General features: G+C 65.6%; 25 protein-coding genes. 14 read left to right on the top strand and 11 right to left on the bottom strand.

Features of this window, described 5'->3' with window-relative positions:
• The first annotated feature begins 36 nt into the window (after positions 1-36).
• From ARTH_RS20320 to ARTH_RS20300, 5 genes are all read left to right on the top strand, one after another.
• Complete coding sequence (locus tag ARTH_RS20320; protein ID WP_011693827.1) at positions 37-2,010, top strand: PTS mannitol transporter subunit IICBA; 1,974 nt, start codon at positions 37-39, stop codon at positions 2,008-2,010.
• Positions 2,010-3,164, top strand: a complete 1,155-nt coding sequence (locus ARTH_RS20315) for a mannitol-1-phosphate 5-dehydrogenase (RefSeq protein WP_011693826.1) — start codon at positions 2,010-2,012, stop codon at positions 3,162-3,164. Before ARTH_RS20320 ends, ARTH_RS20315 begins: the two co-directional genes overlap by 1 nt.
• A 146-nt stretch (positions 3,165-3,310) precedes the next feature.
• A complete protein-coding gene (locus ARTH_RS20310; RefSeq protein ID WP_011693825.1) occupies positions 3,311-3,850 on the top strand; it encodes a GNAT family N-acetyltransferase in 540 nt (179 codons plus the stop codon).
• A gap of 107 nt (positions 3,851-3,957) precedes the next feature.
• Positions 3,958-4,407: a MarR family winged helix-turn-helix transcriptional regulator gene (locus ARTH_RS20305; RefSeq protein ID WP_011693824.1), complete on the top strand. Its 450-nt coding sequence runs from the start codon at positions 3,958-3,960 to the stop codon at positions 4,405-4,407.
• A gap of 25 nt (positions 4,408-4,432) precedes the next feature.
• The gene (locus tag ARTH_RS20300; RefSeq protein ID WP_011693823.1) at positions 4,433-5,659 is read left to right on the top strand and encodes an MFS transporter; all 1,227 of its coding nucleotides are present in this window, start codon (positions 4,433-4,435) and stop codon (positions 5,657-5,659) included.
• Between the two features lie 112 nt (positions 5,660-5,771).
• Here ARTH_RS20300 and ARTH_RS20295 read toward each other — a convergent pair whose 3' ends face one another.
• The 3 genes from ARTH_RS20295 to rraA form a co-directional block, all read right to left on the bottom strand.
• Positions 5,772-7,211, bottom strand: coding sequence for a sugar porter family MFS transporter (locus ARTH_RS20295; RefSeq protein WP_011693822.1), 1,440 nt, complete (start codon positions 7,209-7,211; stop codon positions 5,772-5,774).
• A gap of 211 nt (positions 7,212-7,422) precedes the next feature.
• Complete coding sequence (locus ARTH_RS20290; RefSeq protein ID WP_011693821.1) at positions 7,423-9,075, bottom strand: MDR family MFS transporter; 1,653 nt, start codon at positions 9,073-9,075, stop codon at positions 7,423-7,425.
• Between the two features lie 110 nt (positions 9,076-9,185).
• Positions 9,186-9,716 (bottom strand): ribonuclease E activity regulator RraA, encoded by a 531-nt coding sequence (rraA, locus tag ARTH_RS20285; RefSeq protein ID WP_011693820.1) that lies wholly within the window; start codon positions 9,714-9,716, stop codon positions 9,186-9,188.
• Between the two features lie 110 nt (positions 9,717-9,826).
• Between rraA and ARTH_RS20280 the strand changes: the two genes are divergently transcribed.
• The 6 genes from ARTH_RS20280 (at position 9,827) to ARTH_RS20255 (ending at position 15,452) form a co-directional block, all read left to right on the top strand.
• On the top strand, positions 9,827-11,143 hold the full coding sequence (locus ARTH_RS20280) for an MFS transporter (RefSeq protein WP_011693819.1): 1,317 nt from the start codon (positions 9,827-9,829) through the stop codon (positions 11,141-11,143).
• Between the two features lie 178 nt (positions 11,144-11,321).
• Positions 11,322-11,867, top strand: a complete 546-nt coding sequence (locus tag ARTH_RS20275; RefSeq protein WP_232223561.1) for a TetR/AcrR family transcriptional regulator — start codon at positions 11,322-11,324, stop codon at positions 11,865-11,867.
• Positions 11,868-12,171: 304 nt separating this feature from the next.
• Positions 12,172-13,386, top strand: a complete 1,215-nt coding sequence (locus tag ARTH_RS20270; RefSeq protein WP_011693817.1) for an NAD(P)-dependent malic enzyme — start codon at positions 12,172-12,174, stop codon at positions 13,384-13,386.
• Between the two features lie 125 nt (positions 13,387-13,511).
• On the top strand, positions 13,512-14,012 hold the full coding sequence (locus ARTH_RS20265) for a DUF456 domain-containing protein (protein ID WP_011693816.1): 501 nt from the start codon (positions 13,512-13,514) through the stop codon (positions 14,010-14,012).
• Between the two features lie 41 nt (positions 14,013-14,053).
• A complete protein-coding gene (locus ARTH_RS20260; protein WP_011693815.1) occupies positions 14,054-15,019 on the top strand; it encodes a hypothetical protein in 966 nt (321 codons plus the stop codon).
• Between the two features lie 73 nt (positions 15,020-15,092).
• On the top strand, positions 15,093-15,452 hold the full coding sequence (locus ARTH_RS20255; protein ID WP_011693814.1) for a nuclear transport factor 2 family protein: 360 nt from the start codon (positions 15,093-15,095) through the stop codon (positions 15,450-15,452).
• 17 nt (positions 15,453-15,469) lie between these two features.
• Here ARTH_RS20255 and ARTH_RS20250 read toward each other — a convergent pair whose 3' ends face one another.
• A complete protein-coding gene (locus tag ARTH_RS20250; RefSeq protein WP_011693813.1) occupies positions 15,470-16,120 on the bottom strand; it encodes a LysE family translocator in 651 nt (216 codons plus the stop codon).
• Positions 16,121-16,224: 104 nt separating this feature from the next.
• Between ARTH_RS20250 and ARTH_RS20245 the strand changes: the two genes are divergently transcribed.
• A complete protein-coding gene (locus tag ARTH_RS20245; RefSeq protein ID WP_011693812.1) occupies positions 16,225-16,680 on the top strand; it encodes an Lrp/AsnC family transcriptional regulator in 456 nt (151 codons plus the stop codon).
• A 37-nt stretch (positions 16,681-16,717) separates the two neighbouring features.
• Here the strand turns inward: ARTH_RS20245 and ARTH_RS20240 are convergent, their stop codons facing one another.
• From ARTH_RS20240 to ARTH_RS20230, 3 genes are all read right to left on the bottom strand, one after another.
• Positions 16,718-17,386 (bottom strand): hypothetical protein, encoded by a 669-nt coding sequence (locus ARTH_RS20240; protein WP_011693811.1) that lies wholly within the window; start codon positions 17,384-17,386, stop codon positions 16,718-16,720.
• Complete coding sequence (locus tag ARTH_RS20235) at positions 17,383-18,879, bottom strand: WXG100 family type VII secretion target (protein WP_011693810.1); 1,497 nt, start codon at positions 18,877-18,879, stop codon at positions 17,383-17,385. Before ARTH_RS20235 ends, ARTH_RS20240 begins: the two co-directional genes overlap by 4 nt.
• An 84-nt stretch (positions 18,880-18,963) precedes the next feature.
• A complete protein-coding gene (locus ARTH_RS20230; RefSeq protein ID WP_043431192.1) occupies positions 18,964-19,431 on the bottom strand; it encodes an Lrp/AsnC family transcriptional regulator in 468 nt (155 codons plus the stop codon).
• A gap of 367 nt (positions 19,432-19,798) precedes the next feature.
• Between ARTH_RS20230 and gluQRS the strand changes: the two genes are divergently transcribed.
• Positions 19,799-20,695: a tRNA glutamyl-Q(34) synthetase GluQRS gene (gluQRS, locus tag ARTH_RS20225; protein WP_011693808.1), complete on the top strand. Its 897-nt coding sequence runs from the start codon at positions 19,799-19,801 to the stop codon at positions 20,693-20,695.
• Between the two features lie 9 nt (positions 20,696-20,704).
• Entirely contained in the window at positions 20,705-21,310 is a 606-nt protein-coding gene (locus ARTH_RS20220; RefSeq protein ID WP_011693807.1) for an HD domain-containing protein, read from the top strand.
• Here the strand turns inward: ARTH_RS20220 and ARTH_RS20215 are convergent.
• The 4 genes from ARTH_RS20215 to ARTH_RS20200 all read right to left on the bottom strand — a co-directional run bounded on the left by ARTH_RS20215 (position 21,307) and on the right by ARTH_RS20200 (position 26,400).
• Positions 21,307-22,818 carry a carboxylesterase/lipase family protein gene (locus ARTH_RS20215; protein ID WP_011693806.1) on the bottom strand — a complete coding sequence of 504 codons (1,512 nt, stop codon included), beginning with the start codon at positions 22,816-22,818 and terminating at the stop codon, positions 21,307-21,309. The genes ARTH_RS20220 and ARTH_RS20215 overlap by 4 nt on opposite strands.
• 81 nt (positions 22,819-22,899) lie before the next feature.
• Entirely contained in the window at positions 22,900-24,165 is a 1,266-nt protein-coding gene (locus tag ARTH_RS20210; RefSeq protein WP_011693805.1) for a low temperature requirement protein A, read from the bottom strand.
• A 122-nt stretch (positions 24,166-24,287) separates the two neighbouring features.
• Positions 24,288-25,604, bottom strand: a complete 1,317-nt coding sequence (locus tag ARTH_RS20205; RefSeq protein WP_043430140.1) for an ATP-binding protein — start codon at positions 25,602-25,604, stop codon at positions 24,288-24,290.
• A 172-nt stretch (positions 25,605-25,776) separates the two neighbouring features.
• On the bottom strand, positions 25,777-26,400 hold the full coding sequence (locus tag ARTH_RS20200; protein ID WP_011693803.1) for a DUF305 domain-containing protein: 624 nt from the start codon (positions 26,398-26,400) through the stop codon (positions 25,777-25,779).
• Positions 26,401-26,524: the final 124 nt, after the last annotated feature.

Raw genomic sequence — 26,524 nt, 5'->3', positions numbered from 1 at the left:
CCTGCGGTGCAGCAGGAATCACGGTTAGGAAATCACATGGCAACAGAGACAGTTGCAAAACCCCGCACCAGCCTGCGGGTTGGCGTCCAGAAATTCGGGACGTTCCTGTCCGGAATGATCATGCCCAACATCGGCGCTTTCATCGCCTGGGGCATCATCACGGCCTTCTTCATTCCGGCGGGCTTTACTCCCAATGAGGAACTGGCCAAGCTCGTTGGCCCGATGATCACCTTCCTGCTTCCGCTCCTGATCGGCTACACCGGCGGTCGCATGGTCCACGGCGTCCGTGGCGGCGTTGTCGGCGCGGCCGCAACTATGGGCGTGATCGTCGGTACGGACATCCCCATGTTCATCGGCGCCATGATCATGGGCCCGCTGACCGCATGGATCATGAAGAAGCTGGACAAGATCTGGGAAGGCCGGGTCAAGCCGGGCTTCGAGATGCTGATCGACAACTTCACCGCAGGCATCGTGGCAGCAGCCATGGCCATCGTGGGCATGCTGGTGATCGGCCCGGTGGTGAAGGCCTTCAGCAACGGCGCCAGTTCCGTCGTCGAATTCCTGGTCAACAACGGCTTGCTGCCGTTCACCAGCATCTTCATCGAGCCGGCCAAGGTACTGTTCCTGAACAACGCCGTGAACCATGGCATCCTGACGCCGCTGGGTACGGAACAGGCACTGCAAAACGGAAAATCCATCCTGTTCCTGCTCGAAGCCAACCCGGGTCCCGGCGTGGGCATCCTGCTTGCGTACATGATCTTCGGCAAGGGCCTGGCCAAGGCGTCAGCCCCCGGCGCCGCCCTGATCCAGTTTGTTGGCGGTATCCACGAAATCTACTTCCCGTTCGTACTGATGAAGCCCATCATCATCCTGGCCGCAATCGGAGGCGGGATGACGGGCATCTTCACCCTGGTGCTCACCGGCGCAGGCCTGCGCTCCCCGGCCGCCCCGGGCAGCATCATCGCCGTCTTCGCCGCGACCGCCAGCGACAGCTACTTCGGAGTGGCGCTGTCCGTGCTGCTCGCCGCCACGGTGTCCTTCCTGATCGCTTCGGTGATCCTGAAGTCCAGCAAGACCCCCGTGGGCGAAACCGAGGAGGACAGCCTGAGCGCCGCCACCTCCCGGATGGAGTCCATGAAGGGCAAAAAGAGCTCCATCTCCTCCACCCTGACCGGTGCGGGAGCAACGACGGCCGTTATGGCTGGCCCCATCAAGAACATCGTGTTTGCCTGCGACGCCGGCATGGGCTCAAGCGCCATGGGCGCTTCGGTTCTGCGGAACAAGATCAAGGCGGCCGGCTTCCCCGACGTCAAGGTCACCAACTCCGCCATTGCGAACCTGAGCGACACCTACGATGTGGTCATCACCCACCAGGACCTGACCGAGCGGGCCAAACCCGCCACGGGCAGCGCCGTGCACGTATCCGTGGACAACTTCATGAACAGCCCGCGCTATGACGAGATCGTGGAGCTGGTCAAGAGCAGCAACACCGAAGGAACGGCTGGCGCCGCTGCTCCCGCTGCCGCTGCGGCGCCAGTGGCGACTGCAGCCCCGTCAGCTGCCGAAGCCGCAACGCCGTCGGACATCCTGGTGGCTGACAGCGTTGTGCTCAATGGCACGGCCACCACCCGCGACGCCGCAATCGACGAAGCGGGCCGGCTGCTGCTGGACCGCGGCGCCGTGGACAGTGGCTACATCGATGCCATGCACGAACGCGAGGAATCCGTGTCCACGTACATGGGGAGCTTCCTGGCCATTCCGCACGGCACCAACGCCGCCAAGGACCACATCATGAAGTCCGCCGTGTCCGTGATCCGTTACCCGAACGGCATCGACTGGAACGGCAAGGAGGTCAAGTTTGTGGTGGGCGTGGCCGGCATCAACAACGAGCACCTGCAGATCCTGTCCTCCATCGCGAAGGTGTTCACCAACAAGGCCCAGGTGGCACAGCTCGAGGCGGCCACCACGGTTGACGAAGTGCTGGAACTGTTCGGAAAGGTCAACGCATAGTGAAGGCTGTCCATTTTGGAGCCGGGAACATCGGCCGCGGCTTTGTGGGACTGCTGCTGCACCAGGCAGGCTACGAGCTCGTGTTTGCCGACGTCGCGGAGGAGCTGATCTCTCAGCTCGCCGCCGCGGACAGCTACGACGTCCACGAGGTGGGGGACAACCCCACGGTCCGGACCGTGGATAACTTCCGGGCGCTCAACTCCGCGACCCAGGAAGCGGACGTGGTGGCGGAAATCGCGACGGCGGACGTCGTCACCACGGCGGTGGGGCCGCACATCCTCAAGTTCGTGGCCCCCGTGATTGCCAAGGGCATCGCCGCGAGGGCCGCCGGGCTGGCCCCGCTGCAGGTGATGGCGTGTGAGAACGCCATCAACGCCACGGACATCCTGCGGGATGAAGTGGCAGCGCAGTGGGACCCCGCTGCGGGACCGCTCGAGGCCGTGGCCGTGTTCGCCAACACGGCCGTGGACCGGATCGTCCCCAACCAGGAGCCGGGCAAGGGCCTGGATGTCACGGTGGAGACGTTCTACGAGTGGGTCATCGACCGGACGCCCTTCGGGGACAATGTGCCGGTCATCCCGGGCGCCACGTTTGTGGACAACCTGGAGCCGTACATCGAACGGAAGCTGTTCACCGTGAACACCGGGCACGCCGCCGCTGCGTACTTCGGGTTCGAGGCGGGGCTAAGCAAGATCTCCGAGGCCATGGCGGACCAGGATGTGGCTGCGGATGTGCGCGCTGTCCTGGACGAGACCAAGGAGCTGCTGATCCACAAGCACGGCTTCAACCGCGAGGAGCAGGAAGCCTACGTGGAGAAGATCCTGGGCCGCTTCACCAACCCGCACCTCCCGGACACCGTCAACCGGGTGGGCAGGGCACCGCTCCGCAAGCTCAGCCGGCACGAGCGGTTCATCGGCCCGGCAGCGGAGCTGGCCGAACGCGGAATCGTGCCGGAGGCGCTTCTGGGAGCCATTGCCGCTGCCCTGAGATTCAATGATCCCGCCGACGCCGAGGCCGCCGAGCTGGCGCAGATCGTGGCGTCGTCCACGGCCGCCGAGGCCACGGAGAAGGTGACCGGCCTGACGCCCGGGCATCCGCTCTTTGCCGCCGTCGAGGCGCTGGTGGAAGAGGTCAAGGCGGAGGTCAAGGCCTAAGGCCTCCCCTGCCGACGCTCTCTCACTTCCTCCCGCTTTTTCACAGACGCTCTCTCACCCTGAACTGGTCCACCGCCTGGCCGGGTGAGAGGGCGTCTGTGTTTTTTGCGTCGGAAGTGAGAGGGCGTCTGTGGCAGGCTGGTCGCGTGACCTCCGAGCGATTCAACCAGCCCGCCCTCCCGGACCAGCCCGCCCTGCTGACCCTCGACGTCGACGGCGGCATTCTCCGCCTCCGCCGCGCGACGCGGGCTGACCTCCCCCTGATCCTGGAGCTGCTGGCTGACGACCGGTTGGGTGCGAGCCGCGAGGACACCTCGGACATGGCACCGTATCAGCGTGCCTTCGAAGCGATCGACGCCGATCCTTGCCACCTTCTGGTCGTCGGCGAGCTCCTTGGGCAGGGGAAGCCGGCCGGCCCGGTTGTGGCCACGTTCCAGCTGAGCTTCATTCCGGGCCTCTCCCGGCGGGGGTCCTGGCGCAGCCAAATCGAAGCCGTGAGGGTGTCTGCGCAGTTGCGTGGCCTTGGGATCGGAGCTGCCATGGTTACGTGGGCAGCCGACGAGTCCCGCCGTCGGGGGTGCTCGTTGATGCAGCTGACCACCCATAAGTCCCGCAGAGATGCCCACCGCTTCTACGAACGTCTCGGCTTCGCAGCCAGCCATGAAGGCATGAAGCTCACGCTTTGACGCCCCGTGAGGCGGCCCGAAGGGAGAGAGCGTTTGGCCTTTTCGTGCGAAAAGTAAGAGAGCGTTTGGTTGATTTTTAGGTACCCTAACTGTTAGGCTACCTAACTATGAACAACGTTCAGTCCGCGCCCGTCGCGCTGCAGACCCTCGCCCAGGATTTCCGGGAAGCGCTCCGCCACAGCGTCTACCTGGTCCGCCGCCTCGACGCGGAGGGCGAGCTCAGCGCCGCGCAGCTCAGCACGCTCAGGATGCTGCTTGGCGACGGCGTCCGGGTCGGCGAAATAGCCAGGAACCTGGGCGTCCGGGTGCCCAGCGCCACCGAGCAGATCATCAAGCTCGAGAAGGCCGGCCTCGTGCGCCGCGACCCCGATCCGGACGATTCGCGCGCTGTGCGGGTGGTGCTGACCGCAGAAGGCCGCGCCGCCGTCGACTCCGCCAATGAGCGGCGCAACGCCGTCATGGCCGGAATCCTCGAAACCCTCACCGATGATGACCGGCAGGCCCTCGCCGCCGCGCTCCCGGTGATCGAAAAGATTAACGGAACCCTTCACAACTAATACCCACAACCTAGGAGTGCCCTTCATGGAAGGCCAGCTCGCCGCCACGCGGCCAGCAGTAGAAGAAACCCTGGAAGCCGAGAAGGCCTCCTTGCTCAAGCAGCCCAAGGCGGTATGGGCCACGGCCCTCGCTGCGGTATTCGCATTCATGGGGATCGGGCTGGTGGATCCGATCCTCCCGGCGATCGCCAAGAACCTGGACGCCACCCCAAGCCAGGTGTCCCTGCTGTTCACGAGCTATTTCCTGGTCACTGCGGTGGCCATGCTGATCACCGGTTTTGTATCTTCCCGGATCGGCGGCAAGAAGACCCTGCTGATCGGCCTGTCGGTGATCGTGGTCTTCGCTTCGCTGTCCGGAATGTCAGGCAGCGTCGGTGAACTGATCGGCTTCCGTGCCGGGTGGGGCCTGGGCAACGCGCTCTTCGTGGCCACCGCCCTCGCCGTCATTGTGGGAGTGGCCAGCGGGGGCGCCGGCACGGCGATCATCCTCTATGAGGCGGCCCTGGGCCTGGGCATTTCCCTCGGCCCGCTCCTGGGTGCCCTGCTGGGCGGCTGGCAGTGGCGGGCACCGTTCTTCGGCACCGCCGTGCTCATGGCAGCGGCCTTTATTGCCCTCATCGGGCTGCTCCCCACAACCCCGCTGCCGGAGCGGAAGGTCAGGCTCCGCGACCCCCTGCTCGCCCTGGGCCACAAGGGACTGCGCACGACGGCGGCCAGCGGCCTGTTCTACAACTACGGCTTCTTCACCATCCTGGCTTTCACGCCGTTCATCCTCGGCATGGACGCTTACGGCATCGGCGGGGTGTTTTTCGGCTGGGGCGTGGCCGTCGCGGTCTTCTCGGTCTTTGTGGCGCCTGTGCTGCAGAACCGGTTCGGCGCCACCAAAGTGCTCACCGGCACGCTGGCCGTCCTGATGCTGGACCTGGCAGGGCTGGGGCTGGCCGCCGGGCACTCGGTTCCCGCCGTCGTCGTGCTGGTGGTGGTTTCAGGTGCGCTGCTGGGCATCAACAACACGGTGTACACGGAACTGGCCATGGGCGTTTCCGACTCCCCGCGTCCAGTGGCGTCCGCCGGCTACAACTTCGTGCGCTGGATGGGAGGCGCACTGGCACCCTTCGCTGCCGCCCAGCTGGGGGAGCACTTCGGCCCGCAGGTTCCGTTCTTCGCCGGCGCCCTGGCCATGGTGGTTGCCATCGCGATTGCCTTTGGCGGACGCCGCTTCCTGGCGGCCCACGAACCCCACGTGGTCTAGTCCGAACGACCCTCTCTCACTTCCTGCCGGTTTGCCACAAACGCTCTCTCACCTGCCGTGCCGGGGTGAGAGAGCGTTTGTGCTTTTCGGTCCAAAAGTGAGAGAGCGTCGGCTAGACCTTGACGGTGCCCTTCGGCACGAACAGCGTCTCCGCCTGTTCCAGGGACATCCCGTTGGTCTCCGGAACCTTGAACATCACGAAGAAGAACGACGCCGCCGCGAACAGCGCGTACATGGCGTACGTCAGGGGCAGTGAAGCTGCCGCCATCACGGGGAAGCTCAGGGTGATGGCGAAGTTGGCGATCCACTGGGCAGCCGCGGCGAGGCCCAGTGCGCGGGCGCGGATCCGGGACGGGAAGATTTCGCCGAGGAGCACCCATACCAGCGGGCCCCACGAGGCGCCGAAGCTGACCACGAAGACGTTGGCGGCCACGAGGGCAACCGGACCCCAGGCGCCGGGCAGTGAAATCTGCTCACCGGACCCGGTTGCCGAGGCGAAGGCCAGGGCCATGGCCCCCAGCGAAACGGCCATGCCCACGGAGCCTGCCAGCAGGATGGGGCGCCGTCCGATGCGGTCCACCAGTGCGATGGCTACGAGGGTGACCAGGATGTTGGTGACGGACGTGGCCACCGAAATCGTGAGCGAGTCCTTCTCCTGGAAGCCCACGGCCTTCCACAGGGTGGTGGAGTAGTAGAAGATCACGTTGATGCCCACGAACTGCTGCAGCACGGAGAGCGTGATGCCGATCCACACCACGGCCTGGAGGCCGAAGACCTTCCCGCGGAGTGAGCCCTTCTGGCCTGCGAGTTTGTCTTCCTCGATGGCGGACTGGATTTCGCGGATATGGCGGTCGGTGTCCTCTGCCGGGGCGATGGTTTGGAACACCTTGCGTGCCTCGTCCTCCTTGCCCTTGAAGACCAGGAAGCGCGGGGATTCGGGCAGGGTGTAGGCGATCCAGCCGTACACGACGGCGGGGACGGCACCGGCGAGGAACATCCACCGCCAGGCCTCGAGTCCGAGCCAGAGCGGCTGGTCCGCGCCGCCTGCCGAGTTGGCGAACAGCGCGTCTGAGAGGAGGGCGGCGAAAATACCGGTGGTGATGGCCAACTGCTGCAGCGACGCAAGCCGGCCGCGCACATGCCGCGGCGAGATCTCCGAGATGTACGCAGGGGCAATGACGGAGGCCAGGCCGATGCCGAGCCCGCCCACCAGGCGCCAGAAGATCAGGTCCCAGACGCCGAACGCGAAGCCGGTGCCGGCGGCGCTCACCAGGAACAGGATGGCGCCGAGCTTCATGGCGGGGATGCGGCCGTACTTGTCGGCCACCTTGCCCGCGAGGAAGGCGCCGGCAGCGCAGCCCACGAGGGCCACGGCCACGGCGAAGCCGGTGACGGCCTCGCTCAAGGCAAATTCGTCCTTGATGGCGTCCACCGCGCCGTTGACTACGGAGGAATCAAAGCCGAAGAGGAACCCGCCCACCGCTCCCGCGATTGCGAGGCCGATCACCTTGCGGGGAACGCCAGGGCGGCCTTCGGTGCTGGATGTGGACATGGATCTCCCTTGGGCTTTTTGATGCGTTGGGTTTTTAGCTGTGCGGACATCGTTGACCACGGAACCGGCCCTGTTGGCCGGCGCACACGCGCTAAACAGTGTGCCACTTCACGCTGTGAGGTTCCACTTAGGGCGGGTGGACGAAGGAAACAACACGGGAGGCAGCCTAGAAGGCCGCCTCCCGTGGCATGCGCAGGAACGGTGGACGGGCTTAGTGGGCCGCCACCGCCTCCTTTGAAGCCGTCTTCGGGTCCGTCAGCTTCTTCTTCGGCAGCGCGAAACTGATCAGGAAGGCAACCCCGGTCAGCACGGCTGCAGTGAGCATCACGGCGTCGATCGACTGTGCGAAGCCCTCGGTGATGGGGCGGGTGAGCACGGGGTTGGCCGTGTGCAGCCAGCTGGTGTCGTTGAGGGAGTCGTTGGTGGCGCCGTTCTTGAAGAACTCGTACAGCTTGGCGTTGGCAGGGTCGGCGGCCACGGCGGGGTCCTTCAGGACCTTCAGGTAGTCGGCGTTCTGCATGGCATCCTTCATGCCGGTGGCGATGCGGTCCGCGGCCAGGCTGAACAGCATGGAAATGAAGACCGCGGTGCCCACGGCGCCGCCCATGGACCGGAAGAACGCCGCGGAGGAGGTGCCCACGCCCATGTCCTTCGGAGGAACGGACACCTGCATGGCCAGCGTGAGGGGCTGCATGCAGAAGCCCAGGCCCAGGCCGAAGAACACCGCGATGAGGCCCGGCACCCAGAGCGCGGTGTCGACGCCCAGCGAGAAGCCCATCACGGTGGCGGCCGCGGTGAGAACGGCAGTGCCCATGATGGGGAAGATCCGGTAGGTGCCTGACGCCGAGATGGTCCGTCCGGCGGTGATGGAACCGGTGAGGATGCCCACGGTGAAGGTGATCATCATCAGGCCGGCCTCGGTGGGGGTGAGGCCCTTGACCAGCTGGAGGTACATCGGGAGCATCGCGATGGCGCCGAACATGCCGATGCCGATGATGAAGTTCAGCAATGAGGACAGGCCGAACGTGAGGTTCCGGAAGAGCCGGAGCGGAATCAGGGCGTAATCGCCGGCGCGTTTCTCGGCCAGCAGGAACGCGATGATGCCCACCATGCCCAGTCCGATGCACAGGAGGGACGCCGCCGAGGTCCAGCCCCAGCTGCGGCCCTGTTCGGCTACGAGGAGCAGCGGAACGATGGCCAGCGTGATGGCCGCGGCGCCCCAGTAGTCGATCTTCTGCTTGACGTGTTTGGCGGGCAGGTGCAGGTAGAGGAAGACGACGGCCAGTGCGGCCAGCCCGATGGGCAGGTTGATGAAGAACACCCAGCGCCAGCCGTCAAAGCCCAGGATGTTCGCGGACCCGGCGAAGGCGCCGCCCACCACGGGGCCGAGGACCGAGGAGATGCCGAAGACGGACATGAAGTAGCCCTGGAACTTGGCCCGGTCCTTGAGGGCCACAATGTCGCCGATGATGGTCAGCGCGAGGGCCAGCAGGCCGCCGGCGCCCATGCCCTGGATGCCGCGTGCGATGGCCAGTTCGGTCATGGAGTGCACCGAACCGGCATACAGCGAACCCGCCAGGAAAATTACGATGGCGGTCAGGTAGAGCGGCCGGCGTCCGAAGATGTCGCTGAGCTTGCCGTACAGCGGTGTGCTCACCGTGGAGGTGATGAGGTACGCGGTGGTGGCCCAGGCCTGCAGGGAGAGCCCGTCGAGGTCGTTGGCGATGGTGTAGATCGACGTGGACACGATGGTCTGGTCCAGCGAGGACAGGAACATGCCGAGCATGAGACCCACCATCACTGTGATGGTCTGACGCTTCGTCAGGACGTCCCCGGCTACGGGCCCGGCGGCGGTTTTGGACATGACTGCTCCATTACAAAGAAAAGGGGATCAAGCTTGATAGTTGCTTTCAGTAACTATCTTACTTTGCGATTTGTTCCCTTTATCCTGCGAAGCCGCTGCGAAATGAAGAATTAACCTTGGCGTTCCACCAGGATGCCGTCCGGATCACACCAGATCATGGCGCCCGGGCGCACCGTGACTCCGTCGATCTCCAGATCCACTTCCGTTTGGCCTGCGCCGGTTTTGGCGCTCTTGCGCGGATTGCTGCCGAGCGCCTTGACGCCGAGCGGCAGGTCGGCCAGGACCTCGCGGTCCCGGATGGCGCCGTTGATGACGACGCCGGCCCAGCCGTTTGCGACGGCGCTCGCGGCGATCATGTCCCCCATGAGCGCCGTCCGCAGGGAACCGGCACCGTCCACCACCAGCACGGCGCCGTCGCCCGGGGTTCCGAGCGTGGACTTAACCAGGGCGTTGTCCTCCAGGCACCGGATGGTGCGGACCGGCCCGCTGAAGTGCGAGAGGCCGCCCAGCGACTGGAACTGCAGCGCGATGGAATCGAGTTCCTCGCCCCGTTCGTCGTAAAGGTCGGCAGTGTTGATTCTGCGGCTCTCGGGGATGCCTTCGTTGTCGGGGGTTTCCGGGGTGGCTGCGGAAGCGGTCATTGGTCCTCCTTGGAATCGGCTTATCGGGGGGGCATCACAACCCGCATGCGGGCCGTGATGCTCACGATAGTCTGATCGGACACCAATCATCAGTTCCCGGGGGAGCCGCCATGAGCCTGTCAGATCTGCCGGGGCACGTCCCGGACCCCTCCGCTGTGGCCTCGCCGCAAGCGGGAAGCCCGACGGCGGCGCTCGCCGAACCGGAGCGGCGCGTCCGTCCGCTCTGGACCACCGGCGTGGTGCTGGTGAATGTGGGAATCAACGCGGCTTTCTTCGGCCCCATCCAGGTTCTGCTCGGACAGCAGGCCGCGCACTTCAGCGAAGGTGACAAGGAAGCCATTCTGGCGCTCGTCACCGGCGCCGGAGCCGCTGTCTCCCTGGTGGCCAACCCGCTCTTCGGCGCCTTCAGTGACCGCACCACATCACGGCTGGGCCGCCGGGTGCCGTGGGTTGTGTTCGGGGCTGTTCTTGGCGCAGCCGCACTCATTGCCCTGGCCGGCGCTCCGAACGTGGCTGTCATGACCATCCTCTGGTGCCTGGTCCAGGCAGGCTGTAATGGCGCCTACGCCGCCATTACCGCCGCGATCCCGGACCGTGTGCCGGTGCCTCAGCGAGGTGCCGTGGGCGGGCTCGCCGCGATGGGGCAGACGGTGGGAATCCTGATCGGCGCGGTGATCGCCGCCGTCGTCAGCGGGAACTTCGGGGTGGGGTACCTGGTGTGCGCGGGAGCGCTGATTGCCGGCGTGGCACTGTATTTCTTCAAGAGCGACGACGTGCCGCTGCCCGCGGAGGCACGCCCGCCATTCAGCCTGGCCGGTTTTGCCAGGGGTTTCTGGATCTCGCCCCTCCTCTATCCGGACTTCGCCTGGGCCTGGTTGACCCGACTGCTGGTGAACATCGGCAACCACATGGTCACCCTGTACCTGCTGTTCTTCCTGACGGATGCAGTGCACCTGAAGGAGACGCAAGGGATCGAGCCCGCCTTCGGCGTGCTGATCCTTACCGGCCTGTACGCGGTGATGGTGATCGTCACCAGCGTGATCGGCGGTCCGCTCAGCGACCGCATGGGCAAACGGAAGCCGCTGGTTATCGCCTCGTCTGTGATCATCGCCGTCGCGTCGCTGATCCTCGCATTTGCTCCCAACTGGGCGGGCGCCATAGCGGGCGCTACGGTCCTGGGAATCGGCTTCGGCGCCTACCTGGCAGTGGACTTCGCCCTCATCACCCAGGTTCTGCCCAGCGCCCTGGACCGCGGCAAGGACCTCGGCGTCATTAACATTGCCAATTCGCTGCCGCAGGTCCTGGCACCCCTCATTGCATTCCCGTTCGTCACGCTGTGGGGCGGCTACGTTTCGCTGTACGTCGCCGCCGCAGTGATCGGATTGCTGGGCGCTGTGTTCGTGGTGAAGATCAAAGGCGTGGACTGAAAACGGCGCACCGCGGCGGCGCCGGAGCCCACCGTTTTGACTAATCGGCGCCATGACCGGTGCCGTATAGTGGACTCGAATTGCTGCGGCAGTGCTGTGATGGGGATCGCCTGACCGCTATACGAAACCCACTCCCGGAACGCTGCTGATGCTTGAACTCAATCCAGATCTTCCCCCCATGGCGTCGCCGCCGACCCTGCCCAGACAACAGATCCGCTACGCCCGGATCCTGGATGCCGCCGCAGGATTCGCGCGGAAAGGGCTGGACTCCGTGAGCCTGTCCGAGGTGTCCGCGAAAGCCAATGTTCCGCTGGGAACCCTGTACCGGTACTTTCCTTCCCCCACCCACCTGATGCTGGGCCTCTACCGGAAGCAGCTGGGAGAGCTGCAGGTGGGAAGTTGGCCGGAATCCGGCGGAGGCCGTGTCCATTCCGTTGCGGGCGTGATGATGGAAATCTTCCACATGCGGCTGATGCAGCCAGCCGTGGAGCAATGCCTGAGCCAGTGCGTCTACGCAAAGGACAAGGACACTACGGTTCTCCTGCGCGAGATCGACGTGATCGCAGAGCAGGCCGTCACGGCGGCAACCGGTGACGCCGCCAAATCCCGCGTTCTGCTGCTGACCGTCTCCGGCCTGGTGCAGGCAGTCCGCTGCCGCAGGCTGTCACTGTTCGGGGCCGAAGAGGACCTGAAAAAAGCGTGTTCGCTCCTCGCCCGCTGCTAGCGCAGGCGTAACCGGTCTAGACCACCAAGGCATTCATGACGGCAAATTTAAGTGACGTAGCTCACCTGGAAGTATGAATAAACGTTTTATCATGCCGGGTGGTCGGCCCAGTGTCCATTCCGCCGCCGCGCGTCTGTTTACCATTGCAGAACCGGAGCGGCTAGCAGCCCGTACCTTGCAGGAGCTTCACCGCGGCCCCACCATCCCTTGGGCCGCAGAATTTCCAGCCAGCCCACCTTGAGCCTCCTATGTGCTTGAGCCTTCATGTGCCGTGTGCCCACGGCTAGCCCCAGGAGACAACGACGTGTCCACTGAAACAATCACTCCCGCTGACAGCTCCGCCAGTTCCTCCGAGGAGGCAACCGTGCTGACCGACCAGGAGATCTTCGAAGCCCACCAGGGCGGCAAGCTGTCCATCTCCAGCACGGTTCCGCTGTCCAGCAAGCGCGATCTTTCCATTGCCTACACTCCGGGTGTCGCCCAGGTCAGCCGCGCCATCCACGGCGAACCCGAGCTCGCCAAGACCCTTACCTGGGCCCAGCGTCTGGTGGTTGTGGTCAGCGACGGCACCGCCGTGCTGGGCCTCGGCAACATCGGCCCCAGCGCGTCGCTTCCCGTCATGGAAGGCAAGTCCGCGCTCTTCAAGGCCTTCGGTGACCTGGACTCCATACCGCTGGTACTGAACACCACCGACGTGGACGAGATCGTTGAGACCCTGGTACGCCTGCGCCCCAGCTTTGGCGCCGTGAACCTTGAGGACATCTCCGCTCCGCGCTGCTTCGAGCTTGAGGAAAAGCTCATCGAAGCCCTGGACTGCCCCGTTATGCACGATGACCAGCACGGCACCGCCGTCGTGGCCCTCGCCGCGCTGACCGGCGCAGCGAAGGTGACCGGCCGCGAACTCGAAGGACTCCGCGTTGTGGTTTCCGGTGCAGGTGCCGCGGGCATCGCTGTCGCGGAAATCCTGCTCACCGCCGGCATCCAGGACGTCGTCCTGCTCGATTCACGCGGCGTCATCAACAAGGACCGCGCGGACATCGCAGCCGACCCCGCCAGCAAGAAGGGCCAGATGGCGCAGCGCAGCAACCCGCGCGGAATCACCGGCGGCCCCGGCGAGGCGCTGCTCGGAGCCGATGTGTTCATCGGCGTCTCTTCCTCGAAGCTGGACGAGGAGCACCTGAAGCTCATGAACCACAGCTCCATCGTGTTCGCCCTTTCCAACCCGGATCCCGAAGTCCTGCCGGAGGTCGCCTCACGCTACGCCGCCGTTGTGGCCACGGGACGCAGCGACTTCCCCAACCAGATCAACAACGTGCTGGCCTTCCCTGGAATCTTCCGCGGAGCGCTGGACGCCGGCGCCCGCCGGATCACGCCCGCCATGAAGCTTGCCGCCGCCCGCGCCATCGCTGAACTGGCCGAAGCAGAGCTGTCCGCCGACTACATCGTGCCCAGCCCGCTGGATCCGCGAGTCGCACCGGCCGTTTCCGCCGCCGTGGCCGCAGCGGTCGAGGCGGAGTAACAGCGGAGCATCCTCCGCCATGAAGTTCGACGGCGGTGCCTCCCGTGCTGGGGAGGCGCCGCCGTCGTCGTTTTCGAAAGCAGCCGCCGGGCGCTGCCCGCCGCAGGCAACCCTAGACTGGGGGCATGAACCCCGAGATCCTCGTGACCGTCCTCTGCGGCCTTGCCATCGTTGTGGGCGTGGCCGGCACCGTTATCCCCGTGCTGCCGGGCAGCATCCTCATTGGACTCAGCCTGCTGGCCTGGGCCATCTGGGGTGGCGCCGGAACAGCCGGGTGGGTGGTGTTCGGGGTGGGCCTGGCCTTCGTGCTGGCGGGAATGGCTGCCAGTGCCGTGCTCACGGGACGGAAACTCAGGGAGCATCGCATCCCCAGCCGCAGCGTGGTGACCGGGCTTGTCTTTGGAGTGGTGGGCATGTTCCTCATCCCGGTGGTGGGGCTCTTTGTGGGGTTCGCTGCCGGCCTGCTGCTCAGCGAATCACACCGCACGCGTGACTTCCGGACCGCCATGACCACTAGCTGGGCAGCCCTGAAAGCCACCGGCGTGGGCATGCTCGTGGAGTTTGGCCTGGCCTGCCTCGCCGCGAGCACCTGGATTATCGGTGTCTGGGTGGCCGCCGTCAGTTAGGCTCCCAGCGGCTGCCAAGCGTGCACCACTAGCATGGAAGCATGAGCGCCGGACAGACCTCAGGACCGATTTACCGCGACAGCCGAGACCTCACCCCGTTCGGCGACGCGCAGGTCCGCACGCCGGTGCGTGACCTCGCCGACGGTGTCGGCGGGATCCTGCACACCGCCCTGGGCGGCCGGAACGGTGCTCTCCTTAGCGTGGACGGCCCCGTCCCCAGGCTCAAGCGGCTCCCGGGGAAGGCTGCCAAGACGGTGTACGACGCGGTCTTCCACAACACCGACCCCAACCGGCTGATCGCCGCCGGCCGCGCCTACCCGGGGTGGGCCGGGCTGTGCTACGTCATGGCCGGGCTCCTCGCCTACAAGCAAGGCGGATACCTGCGCGCCTCGGAGCTGCTGCAGCGGGGCCTCACCACCAGGAACGACGACGACGCCAACCAGTTCGCGTCCGGCTACCTGACGCGCGTGGTCACCCGGGTTGAAGTTGCCGAACGCATTGACGTTCCGGTGCTGTTCAGTGAGGAAGCCGTGTTCCTGGCACTTTCGCACTCGCTGCGGGAAACGGGCCACCTTGAGGCGGCGCTGCAAACCGTGTCCTCGCTGCCGCCGTCGCTGCCTGCCGCCCTGGCCCGCTGTTCGCTGGCGCACTCCCTGGGGCGGGACAAGGAGGTGGTGGTCTGGACTGAAGGGCTGCTTAATTCCGATGACCTCGCAGCTGCGCTGCTGCTGCTTCGCGCCCGTTCGTTGCGGCGGCTCGGGGCCCACACTTCAGCCCAGTCCGCGCTGAAGGAGGTTCTACGGCGCCGCAAGACGCATCTTGCGTTACGCAACGATGCCCTGACGGACCGCGCCCTGCTGCTGTTGGACAACGGGCGGAAATCACTCAATCCCCGGGACTGGCTGCGGGGGAAGCCCGCCGAACTGGAAACCTTTGAAGTCATCCGCAAGGACGTTGAAGAGCGCAGGCTCTGGGAACAGGAATGGAAACAGCTGGACCGGGAATGATCCGCGGGCCGGTACTGCCCCCCCGGGCAGCGGGACCCTTGTAGGCGGTGCCGGGTCGGGGTACAACGGACCAATGAGCGATGCAATCAGGCAGTGGATGGAAAAGTACATTACGGCGTGGACCACCAATAAGCCCGAGGACATCCGGGCACTCTTCACGGAGGACGCAGTGTACGCCACCCGGCCCTACGACCCGGATGCGTGGCGCGGGCACGAACAGATCGTGGAACGCTGGCTGACGGCGGCAGACGAGCCAGACGAATGGACCTTTGAGTGGTCGCCGCTCGGCTCGGACGGTGACCTGCATTTCGTCCAGGGACGCACCACGTATCTGGGGGACCGCCCCAGCTACGAGAACCTCTGGGTAGTCCGGCTTGGACCGGCCGGGCGCGCCACGGCCTTCACCGAATGGTTCATGGAGCGCAAGGCCTAGCCTGGCACTGGAGGGTGCTACTGCCAGGTGATCCCGGCCGCCAGGGGAATCAGCTGCTCCGACAGCAGCACGGACCCCAGCGCCACCATGATGATCCCGCTGGCAAGGGTTACCCGCCGGGCGGCCCCGGGCCGCGAGTGCAGCAGCTTCCGGGACAGCAGGGCCACGCAGGTGTACACGACAGCCACCAGCAGGACGAATGTCAGGCCCAGCAGCGCGGACTGCACCGGAACGGGCAGGGACGCCTCCGGGCTGACGAACTGGGGAACCAGCGCCACGAAGAACAGCAGCCCCTTGGGATTGATCCCGCTCGTGCCCACGCCCTGGAGGAAGGTACGGAACTGGTTGGACTCTGCCTGGGGAGCCTCGCTCGTGCTGAAAGTGGCGCCGCGCCATGAGCGGATGGTGCCGAAGCCCAGCCACAGCAGGTAAGCGGAGCCGGCCACGGTCAGCCACCCGAGGACGCCCGGAAGGCCAGCGAGCAAGGCGGCCAGTCCCGCCACCATCAGCACTGTGTGCAGGACATAGCCGCCGCACAGGCCGGCCACCGCGGGGACGAAGCTGCGCTGTTTCAGGCCCGCCGCGATGGAGTAGGCCCAGTCCACGCCCGGGGTGCAGGCAAGGACGCCGGCAACCACCAGGAATGCGAGGAATAACTGGGGATTCAATGCGGCCTCCTACGATGTGCTGATAGGAGAAACTCTAGGGAAAATGCCGCCACAAGTGTTCCCTGATTTACTCCGGAATTGCAGCGACTCGGTAAGATAATTGCGTGATTGACCATATTGACAGAAATATCTTGCGCCACCTCCAAGAAGACGGCCGGATGACTGCCACTGCGCTGGCCGCAAAGGTGGGACTCACGGTGGCGCCGTGCCACCGGCGGCTGCGCGACCTGGAGTCGTCGGGGGTGATCCGGGGCTACCGCGCGGACATCGACCCCGCCGCCGTCGGGCTCGGGTTTGAGGCGATCGTTTTCGTGACGCTGCGGCAGGTGGACCGGCCCACCATGGAGATCTTCGAGAACCGGGTGGCGGACAATCCCAACATCGTGGAGGCGCAGCGGCTGTTCGGCTCGCCGGACTACCTCCTGAAGGTGATCGCGGAGGATCTGCCCGCCTACCAGCGCTTCTACGACGCCGAGCTCACCTCGCTGCCCGGGGTGGAGCGGCTGACTTCAACGCTGGTGATGAAGAACCTGAAGTCGAACGCCGGCCCGCCGGTTTAGGGGTCCGGATTCCCTCGCGAGGGCCGGGGCCTGCCAGTCAGGCTGCCGGGCTGACGTGGACGATGATCACCTGGGTGTCCTTGGCGCCGTCGTACCGGAGGTCGTAGTTGACCTCCAGCCCGGTGGACGTCCCCGGGGTGATGGAGAAGTCGCTTTTCTTCGCAGGGTCCGCTTCCGCGGAGGCAATCCACCGTTCGGCGGAGACGCCGTCGATTCCATAGCGCTGGACGCCGTCGCGGATCAGACTGACGTACTGGTCCACTGAATCGGCCGTGAGGAAATAGGTGACTTCACTGAAGTCGGGGCGCTTGTCCGTGGTGTTGAAACGGATCCGGTCCGTTTCGCCGGTGATCTCGCCGCTGGGTGCGGCGATCGTCAGCGCGATCTTTCCCGAGTCGCGGGTGTTGATCTCCGGGCCGTAGCTCTCCTCGGCAACCCGGACGTCCGCCTTCTTCAGGGAGCCCGAACTCATGTCCAGCCGCGCGGTCTTGGTGGCGCGTATCTGCTCCACGCCGGCGGCGTCGAGGGTGGAAAATTCGGAGGTACTCACGGTGCTCCCTTGGGACGTCGGTTCGGTGGCGTTGGGGCTGCTGATCTTGCAGCCGGTAAGGGCGAGGCAGCAGGCAAGGGCAACAAGAGCGGCGGCCTGCCGGCCAAGGCGACTCGTTAACGTCGGCTGCTTTAACGTCGGCTGCGCGGGCGTCACTGGTGCACCTCTGCGTCGAAGCCGGAGACGAAGCGGTCCATGATTCCCGGAATGTTATTGGTGGGGCGGTATTGGTCCACGCGGTCGTTGAAGTCGGAGCCGATGATTTGCCGGGCTCCCGCGGGGTCGGTGGCCAGGAGGTTCTGGTAGGCCGGCAGGGTGTCCTGCTGGATGAGGGCCCAGCGCTGGTCGGCGTTGGCGATGTTGCCGTCCGGGAAGCCGGTGGTGAAGTCCGTGCGGAACTGGGCGGGATTGTCCCAGTTGGTGAAGGGCACGTTTTCCGGGCCCGGACTTTCCACACTGAACTTGTAGGGGAACACCTCGGGGTAGCTCCTGGCGCCGGGGATGGACGGTTCGCCAGCCAACGTCACCATGTAGGTCACGGCTTCGCCGCCGGGATGGCTGCGCATGGTGTCGTAGTCGTCGGCGATGATTTCGTTTTGCTCCCGGTAGAGGAGGGCAGTGTTGCCTTCCTGAATCTGGGCCGGGTCGCCGGAGTCGATCTGTGACCAGGCGCGTGCTGTCGGGTGATCGATCACCCCGGAGTCCCGGAGCCGGTTGATTTCGTCCAGTCCGCCAGTCATATAAGCCTGGTGCTGCCGGGCCTGGTCAAGGAAGATCTCCTTGTTCATGTCCAGCATGCTGGTTTCGTAGAATTTGATCTCCTGATCAGTCATGCCCGCAAGCTGCTCGATCTGATCCAGCATGGGAAGCGGAATGTCCGACGCCGGGTTGTCCGCGATCTGCTGGGCGAGGTCCCGCATCATGGCCATGTCCTTGAATCCGCCGGCAAATGAGGGACCGATCATGTTGGCCATGCCCGCCCACTGCAGGTCCGGGTTGGACAGGTAGGCCTGGCCGTAGAAATCGTAGACCTTCTTGATGGTCTCCCAGTTGTACTCGGTGCCTTTGGAAGTATCCCACTCGGCGGGGTCGATCCCCATGTCCCGCATGGCCTGCCGGTTCCAGTAGCCAGTGAGGAAGGCCGAATACTCCGGCGAATTCTTGTTAATCAGCCCGGAGTCGGCAGCAGCGTCGAGGGCGGCCTTTGCCGCGTCGGGGTTGGCAAGCGCCCAGTTCCTAAACTCGTCACTGTTCAGGTACGCATCGCGTTCCTCAGGCGTCATGCCGTTGAGCCGGTCCGTCAGTTCTTGGGCGGCGCCGTCCGTGGGAGAACTGCCACCGGTGCCGGTGCCGGGGCCGCCCGCGCCGCCGCCTGCTGATCCGGTGCTGGCCCGGTCCTGCTGCTCCGCGTTCTGCAGGAGGGCTTTGGATGCGCTGTGGATGCCCGCAGCCGCAGCCCTGAGCGTCTTCGCGTGGGAGCCGTTCCAGTCACTGCGGAAACGCTCGCCGTCGTTGCCTTTCCAGGGGCTGGAGGCGATGGAGCCGCCCAACTGTTGCCCCAGCTGCTCCAGCCGGCTTGCGCCTTTCGCCAGATCCTTCGCGAGCTGGCGTAGCTGTGCGACGTCCGCACCGTAGAAGTTTCCCGCCACTTTTCCCCCTGGTTGAAGTCCACGGCAAGCCTAACGGCTCAGGCGGGACGCGGCGATGGGGAGGACTCCCCGGTGCCCCCGGCTTCAGGCACCCAGCAGCCCGGTGGTCCGGTAGGGAATGACCTCGCGCAGGAACATGCTGGTGGACGTGCGGACGATCCCGGGGCAGAGGCGGATTTCCTCGGACACCCGGTAGAGGTCGTCCGGGCTTTTGGCCACCACGCGGATGAGGAGGTCGGTGTCGCCGGCCGGCGCGTGGCATTCCAATACTTCGGGGATCTTGCGCAGCGCGGCGATGGCTTCGTTCAAGTGGCTCTGGTCCAGTTCGGCGCTCACCGCTGCTGCCACGCCGCGGCCCAGCGCCGAAGGCAGCACGCGGCTGCTGTTGGGGCGGAGGGCGCCCGACGCCGTCATCCGCTCCAAGCGCGACTGCACAGTTCCTCGCGCCAGGCCCAGCTTCTGTGCCAGCACCATGATGGGCACGCGTGGGTCGTCGTCCAGTGCGGCCAGGATCCGCCGGTCCGTTGGATCGAGTTCCTGCAATCTGACCACTTCCTGCCTGTCATCCGCCCGGTGATTGATCAAATTGACCAAAGAAGCACCAGCTCGTTGCGCCTACTGTAGGGCTTCTGTTGAAATGATGGCAACAAGGGACGCAGGCTACCGCCGGATCCCGCAGGCTACAGGAGCCCCGGCACACCACCCGGTCCCTGGACAAGGTTTCCCGCAAGGCGGCCGCCGCTGATTGGCACTTGTTCACGCATCGTCATTCGCAATCGTTATTCCGCTAGCAGTGCAACGGGTCCGGAGCCACGCTCCCGGGCCCGGCACGGCAAGAGCCCCTGAGCCACCGACGCCGGATCACCCGGAGTGTTCGGTAGCTGAGGGGCTCTTGTGTTGTCCCGATTAGGCTGGTGCCATGACATCAGCCGGCCGTTTCGCCCCCAGCCCTTCCGGCGAACTCCATGTGGGGAATCTCAGGACGGCGATCCTGGCCTGGCTCTTCGCCCGCTCCACCGGCCGGCGGTTCCTGCTGCGCGTGGAAGACCTGGACCGGGCCCGTGCGGGCGCTGAGGCGGAGCAGCTCCGCGATCTGGCGGCGATCGGCGTGACCTGGGACGAAGGCGTCGTGCGCCAAACAGAACGCGAGCCGCTGTATGCGGAAGCGATCAACAGCCTGGCCGCCGCCGGCCTGACGTACGAATGCTTCTGTACCCGGCGCGAAATCCAGGAGGCGCCGTCCGCGCCGCACGCCCCGCAGGGTGCCTACCCCGGAACATGCCGGAACCTCGATCCGGCGGAGCGTGACTTCAAGAAGTCGATTCGGCCCGCTGCCATCCGGCTTCGCTCGACCGTGACCGACTGGACGGTGCAAGACCGGCTGCACGGCACATACACCGGCGTGGTGGACGACTTCGTACTACGACGGAATGACGGGGTGACTGCCTACAACCTGGCAGTGGTGGTGGATGACGCGGCGCAGGGTATAGACCAGGTGGTGCGCGGGGACGACCTGCTGCCCTCCACGCCCCGCCAGGCCTACTTGGCTTCCCTCTTGAATATTCCCGTTCCGGAATATGCTCACGTGCCGCTGGTGGTGAATGCCGACGGCGCCCGGCTGGCCAAGCGCGACGGCGCCGTGACACTGGCCGACCTTGCCGCCGCCGGGCTGGATGCCTTGCGGGTCCGGGACATCATCCTGGAGTCGCTTGGGCTCCCGCCCGGACCTCTGCCGCGGGCCCTCACGCACTTTGATCCCTCGGCGCTGCCGCTGGAGCCGTGGGTGTGGCCCGGTGTACCGGACGCAGGCGCGTAGGCTGGAACCATGCCAGAAACAGGAACCACGGACTCAAACGTCCCCCAGCCACGATTCACTGTTGAGACGGCCAAGGTCCTCGCCGAAGTTGCCCATAACCGCCAGAAGGACAAGCTGAAGCGGCCGTACCGCGAACATGTTCTCGCCGTCGGCGATGCGCTGGCGGACTTCGACGACGACATCCGGATTGCCGGCTACCTGCACGACATCGCGGAGGACACCCCCATCACCCGGCAGGCTCTGCTGGACATGGGCGTTTCCGAACGCGCCGTGGGCATCATTGAGCGTGTCACCAAGCGGTTGCACGACAACCCGGACGACTACCAGGCCGGCATCCGTTTCATCGCCGAGGACCATGACGCCACCCTGGTCAAAATCGCCGACAACGCCCACAACTCACTGCCCGAACGGGTCAAGGCGCTGGCGGAAAAGTGGCCGGACAAGCCGCCCGTCACCCGCTATGACGATGCCCGGCCGGTGCTCTATGACGCGGTGCCCGTTGAAGAAATCCGGTTGATCCTGGCCCGCGTGAACCCCTGGTTGCTCGAAGAACTGGACGACCGCTTGGACGAGGCGGACGACACCGACTACGAGAACCTCTCCTACGAGTCCTAGCGGACGCCCTCCCAGAGGTCCCGTTCCCATGACCGGGGGTCGTAGACGACTCCGGCGCCGGTATTGAACAGCATGGTGGCGCGGCGCTCGAGATCGTAGCCGGGCCAGCCCGGATCGCCTGTAGAGGCGAAGGAAATCCACGCGGCGTGCATGGCATCAGCCAGTTCCTGCGGCGGGTCTGTTCCAAGCAGCGGTCCGAAGAGCCTGGAGCTCGTGTCCAGGGTGTCGAAAACGAACGGCACCTCCATGGCGTGGACTGCGCCAAGGCCCGGGGCAGGCCAGGCAAATTCGTACATGTACGTACGCGCCGACGCCGTAGACAATGCTTTCGCATGGGCATCCGCCAGGCGTAGCGCCGGAATCCGCACCCACCAGTCGGTTTCCACAGCGGCAAGCAGCTCGCCGGGAGAACTGGCCGGATAGTGGGACCGGTACTCGCGCAATGCGGTCTCGGCGGGGAGCCCGTACACGCCGATTGGCGGGAAGCCGTCCACACTCCTGGACTCCGCCAGGTCGCGCTCCGTGACCTTGGCGATTACCCCGGTAATGGCAAGGAACAGCTTCCAGTCCTCGGCATTGCTGCCGATCATGACGTCCACTGTGGAGCCGGCGCCGGCAGCGATCCGTTCGATGGGGCGGCGGGGAATGACGTCGCCGTCGACTGACGGTTGCCAGAGCATCGAGCTGGCCACCACCTCGGGTCCCCAGCGCGCCGGGTCCGGGCGGGCCGCCAGGTCCGCCTTCAGCTCCGTCTGCGCCGCGAGGAATCGCTGAACGGGGACCGCTGCCATTGCCTCCCGGGTCGGCGAAACCCCGAGTTTCTCGGAAAGGAATCCGCCGATCCTTTGGGCGGTCTCGGTGGGGAGGACATGATGGGCGGCGCCGCTCTGAAGGATGGCCCGACGGAACAGCCCCTCGGCGCGGGGCATCGAGAGGAGAACTCCGATGCTCATGGCACCTGCCGACTGGCCGAACACGGTGACGTTGGCGGGATCTTCGCCGAAGGCTGCAATGTTGCCACGGACCCACTCCAGGGCCGCCACCTGGTCGAGGAGGCCGATGTTGGCCTGACCGTCACCAAGGTCCAGGAACCCGTCGGCGCCGACGCGCCAGTTGATCACCACACAAATGACGCCATCCCTGGCGAAGGTCCTGCCGTTGTACGACGCCGTCGAGCCGATTTCGAACGCGCCGCCCTGGATCCAGACCATAACCGGCAGGCCGCCGTTGCCGGGGTCCGGTGTCCAGACGTTGAGGTTCAGGCAGTCCTCGCCGGCCAGGGCTGTGTCCCACTCCGTACCCGCACTTTCCGGAGGAGCAAGCTGGAAAGGGGAGTCGCCGTACTTCATGGCGTCCCGCACGCCGCTCCAGGGCTGGACCGGCTGCGGCGGCCGAAGCCGGTTCACGCCCGCCGTCGACGCCGCGAACGGAATGCCCAGGAAACAGTGCACGCCGTCGGCAAGGCTGCCACGCAGCTGGCCGTGCGTGGTCTTAACGACAGTGTCCATGGCTACCACCTCACGGGTCGGGGGTTTCTGGCCCTGGGGACACCTTGGCAGCCCGCGGCGATGTTGTTGAAGGGCCGAAGGTCACCCCTTGGTGGTCGGGCCCGTCGAGACCTCCCGCTCCAACCGCTCCAGTGCTGCGCTCATTTTGCCGGTGCCGCGCTTCTCGTCAATGACAATCGAAACGCCCAGCGCCAGCACGATCACCAGCAAGCAGACGGGCACGGAGACCCCGGCAGCGGCGAGCCCAACGCTGCCCGCCAGCGCCGCGAGGACGCCCGCCGCGACGGCAATGACGGTGCGGTCCACGCAGATCATCACGCTGTAAAGCCACGTCAGGGAGAGTTTGAACACCGCTACGGGGGCCGCGATGCAGGCCACGGCCAGTGCGGCGCCTATATGGGCCTCATCGTCGATGTAGTAGGCCGCCACGTGCAGTCCGGCGCCGGTTGCAGCGATGGCAGCAAAGATGGGGATGTGCCCGTAGCCGAAGAAGAAGGAGCGGTGCCGCTGAAGGTGGAGGGCACGGCCGGCGGGCAGGATGAAGTAGATCCACCACATGGCGAAGGCCAGCGCCGTGCCGCCGAAACCCACCAGGGCGGCGTCGACGCTCCAGCCATGGTTTGCCACGATGGCGCGGAGGGTTTCGATGGCACCGATCAGGCATTCGCCGAGGGCAATGATGGCCAGGAGCCCGTAGCGTTCGGCAATGTGGTGCGCGTGCCACGGAGTCCGCATCGAACGTTCCGCCACGTACGGCGTCGCCATTTCCAGCACGTAGAGGGGGACGGTCATCAGGATGGTGGCCAGCAGGTCCGCCTGAATGATCAGCACTGCGATCCAGCCGAGCTGCACCACACCGAGGTAGGTTGCATAGCGCAGGCACGTCTGGCGGCGGGCAGGGTCCTGCCGCGCCGCACGCAGCCACTGGAACACCAAGGCCAGGCGCATAATTACGTAGCCGCCCACAATGACGGCGTTGTCCACATGGTCGCCCTCCACCAGTGAGCGGAACAGCGGCTCGATCCCCATGGCCAGAATGAGCACACCAAGAATCTGGATCATAGTGACCACCCGGAAGACCCAGTCGTCCGTGTCGTACGCGCTGGCGAACCAGGTGAAGTTGATCCATGCCCAGATCACGGCAAACATGGCGAAGGAGAACCCGAGCAGCCCTGCACCGAAGTGGGCCTCGGCGATTTCGTGGGCGAACTGGCTTCCCGCCACTCCGAACGCGATCACAAAGGTCAGGTCGAAAAACAGCTCCAGCGGAGTAGCTGCCCGATGCTGCTCATGCGGGTCGCGGCCGCCCATGCGGGCCATGGCATGCCTGAGGGGGTTGGAAGACATGGGTCAAAGATTACCCCCGGGACCACAGCAGACCGATATGCGTGAGGTCGAAGACGCTGCAGAGGGCGTCGCTGTCCAGGTGATGCCGCTGACAACAGCGAGGAACAGAAACCCCCGGCCTGCTACACCCGGCCCAGCGAGTCGATGTCCTCAAGGAAGTCCTGGTGGACCTCCTTGCTCACCGTGGTCCGCGTGTCTGCAATGGCGTCGAGGTAGTCCTGCGTGGCGGGACCCTTCCGGACCGCGTCGCGGACGGAGACGTCGCCCCCGGAAGCCAGCCCGCCGTCGTCGTACACTGCCTTTTCCAGCGCACGCTGGGAGGCGCTCCGGGCCGCATACTCAATGTCCGCGGGGGAGAATCCCTCGGTGCGGTCCACCAGCAGCTCAACGTCCACGTCGTCCACCACGGTGGCCGGGATGAAGCGCTGCCACATGGCCTCGCGGGCCTGGCGGTCGGGCAGTCCGATGGGGATCACGTAGTCGAACCGGCCGTGGCGCAGGAAGGCTGTGTCCAGGGCGCGGATGAAGTTGGTGGCGCACACCAGCAGGCGGCCGGGCTGTTCGCGGAAGGCCGGGATGATTTTCAGGAGCTCGTTGGTGACGCCCTGCAGCGGGGACGGCGGCTCGCCGGACCGCTGGGATGCGATCTCCTCCACCTCGTCAATGAACACCACGGCATGTTCCAGCTCGGCGATTTCCAGGAAGGTCTCCCGGAGGGCTCCGGCCAGGCCCTTCGGGTCGGCCGCGAGCCGGGAGGGGAATACTTCCACGAACGGCCATTCGAGTCGCGACGCGATCGCCTTCGCAAACGTTGTCTTGCCGGTTCCGGGAGGGCCAAAGAGGACGACGGCGCGCGGAGGCACCACGCCGAATTCGTCCGCCAGGTCCGCCTCGGCCAGGGGAAGCACCAGCCGGCGTTCCAGCAGTTCTTTCTCGTTGCGCATGCCGGCAACGTTTTCCCAGAGGTCGCGGGCCAGGATGCGGCCGCCGAGCAGGCCCAGGGGCTCGAGCTCCTGGCGCTGCACGGGGATGGTGCGTTCGAAGTAGCGAAGGTTCTTCTTGAGGACGAAGCCGCGGCTGAGGAAGGCTTCCACACGGGTTTCGGACTCCGGCATCAGCGCGGACAGTTTGTTCAGCCCGTGCGGTGCCATCCGGTTCTCGACGGCGGCCAGCAGCGAAGTGCCGATCCCGCGGCCGCGGTATTCGGGGAGCGTGGCCAGGAAGACGATCCAGCCCTGGTCGTGCGCGGCGCGTCCGACGGCGGCGCCCACCACCATATCGCCCTGCACTGCCACTACGGCGTGGTCCTTTTCGCAGGATGCCAGGACCTCGGAGAGCGCATAGACGGGCTCCACGTTGGTGGCCTTGAGCGATTCCCAGAGGTGCAGGATGCCGTCAAGGTCGGCCGAATGGAAATCCCTGATCCGCCAGGTGGTCATGAGCGTTTCTCCTGTGGTGGTTCGTCGTTGAGCCAGCGTGAACTTCTCCGCTGAGCATATGCGAACCTGCACCCGGCCGGGGTTGCGGCGGCGTTGCATTACGCCAGCGCAACCCCGGGCCGCGGCTACCTGTGCGCGAACGGACCCTCGCGGCGCGTGGACGACTTTGCCGTTACGGAGCCGCGGTGGCCAGCAGCTCCTTCATTTCCTTGATTTCGGACTCCTGGGCCGTGACGATTTCCTGGGCGAGCTTCACGGCGCCGCTGTTCTGCCCGTCGGCTATTTCGGCCTTTGCCATCTGCACGGCGCCCTCGTGGTGCGCAATCATCTGGGTGAGGAACAGCCTGGCAGCTTCCTTGCCCTGGGCGGCGTCGAGCGCCTTGAGGTCGTCGTCGCTCATCATGCCGGCCATGCTGTGGCCTGCTTCGCCGTGCCCGGCCATGGCCGTGGGTTCATTCCAGCCTTTGAGCCAGCCGTTCATCTGTTCGATCTCCGGGCCCTGTGCGGCCTTTATTTTGGTGGCCAGTTCCGTGACGGCAGGGTTGATGCCCTGCTTGCTGAGCATCATGTCGCTCATTTCCACGGCTTGTGCGTGGTGCGGAATCATGGACTGGGTGAACAGCGTGTCCGCGGAGTTGTGGCCCATGGCCCCAGGGCTGCCAGCCGGCGCGCTGGAGCTCATCGCCCCGTGGTCCGCGGGCATCGTTGAGGAGCCGGGGGTGGCGTTCGAGCCGCAGCCGGCGAGCGTGATGACGGCTGCCAGGGCAGCGGCTGAAAGGGTGATTGGTTTCTTCATGTGGATGGTGTCCTTGGGGAATCCGGCACGGGGCGCCGGGAGGGGCGGCTGCCAGGCTTCCTGCGCGGGGTTCAACGCGGGGAACCGGCATCCAGGGGCAGGTGGAAGCACCGGAAGCGTCACG

Origin of the sequence: Arthrobacter sp. FB24 (genome assembly GCF_000196235.1) — a bacterium.
In the GTDB taxonomy this organism is placed as follows: domain Bacteria; phylum Actinomycetota; class Actinomycetes; order Actinomycetales; family Micrococcaceae; genus Arthrobacter.
Note: the sequence above shows the minus strand (reverse complement) of the source record. Positions and strands in the feature narration are given on the sequence as shown.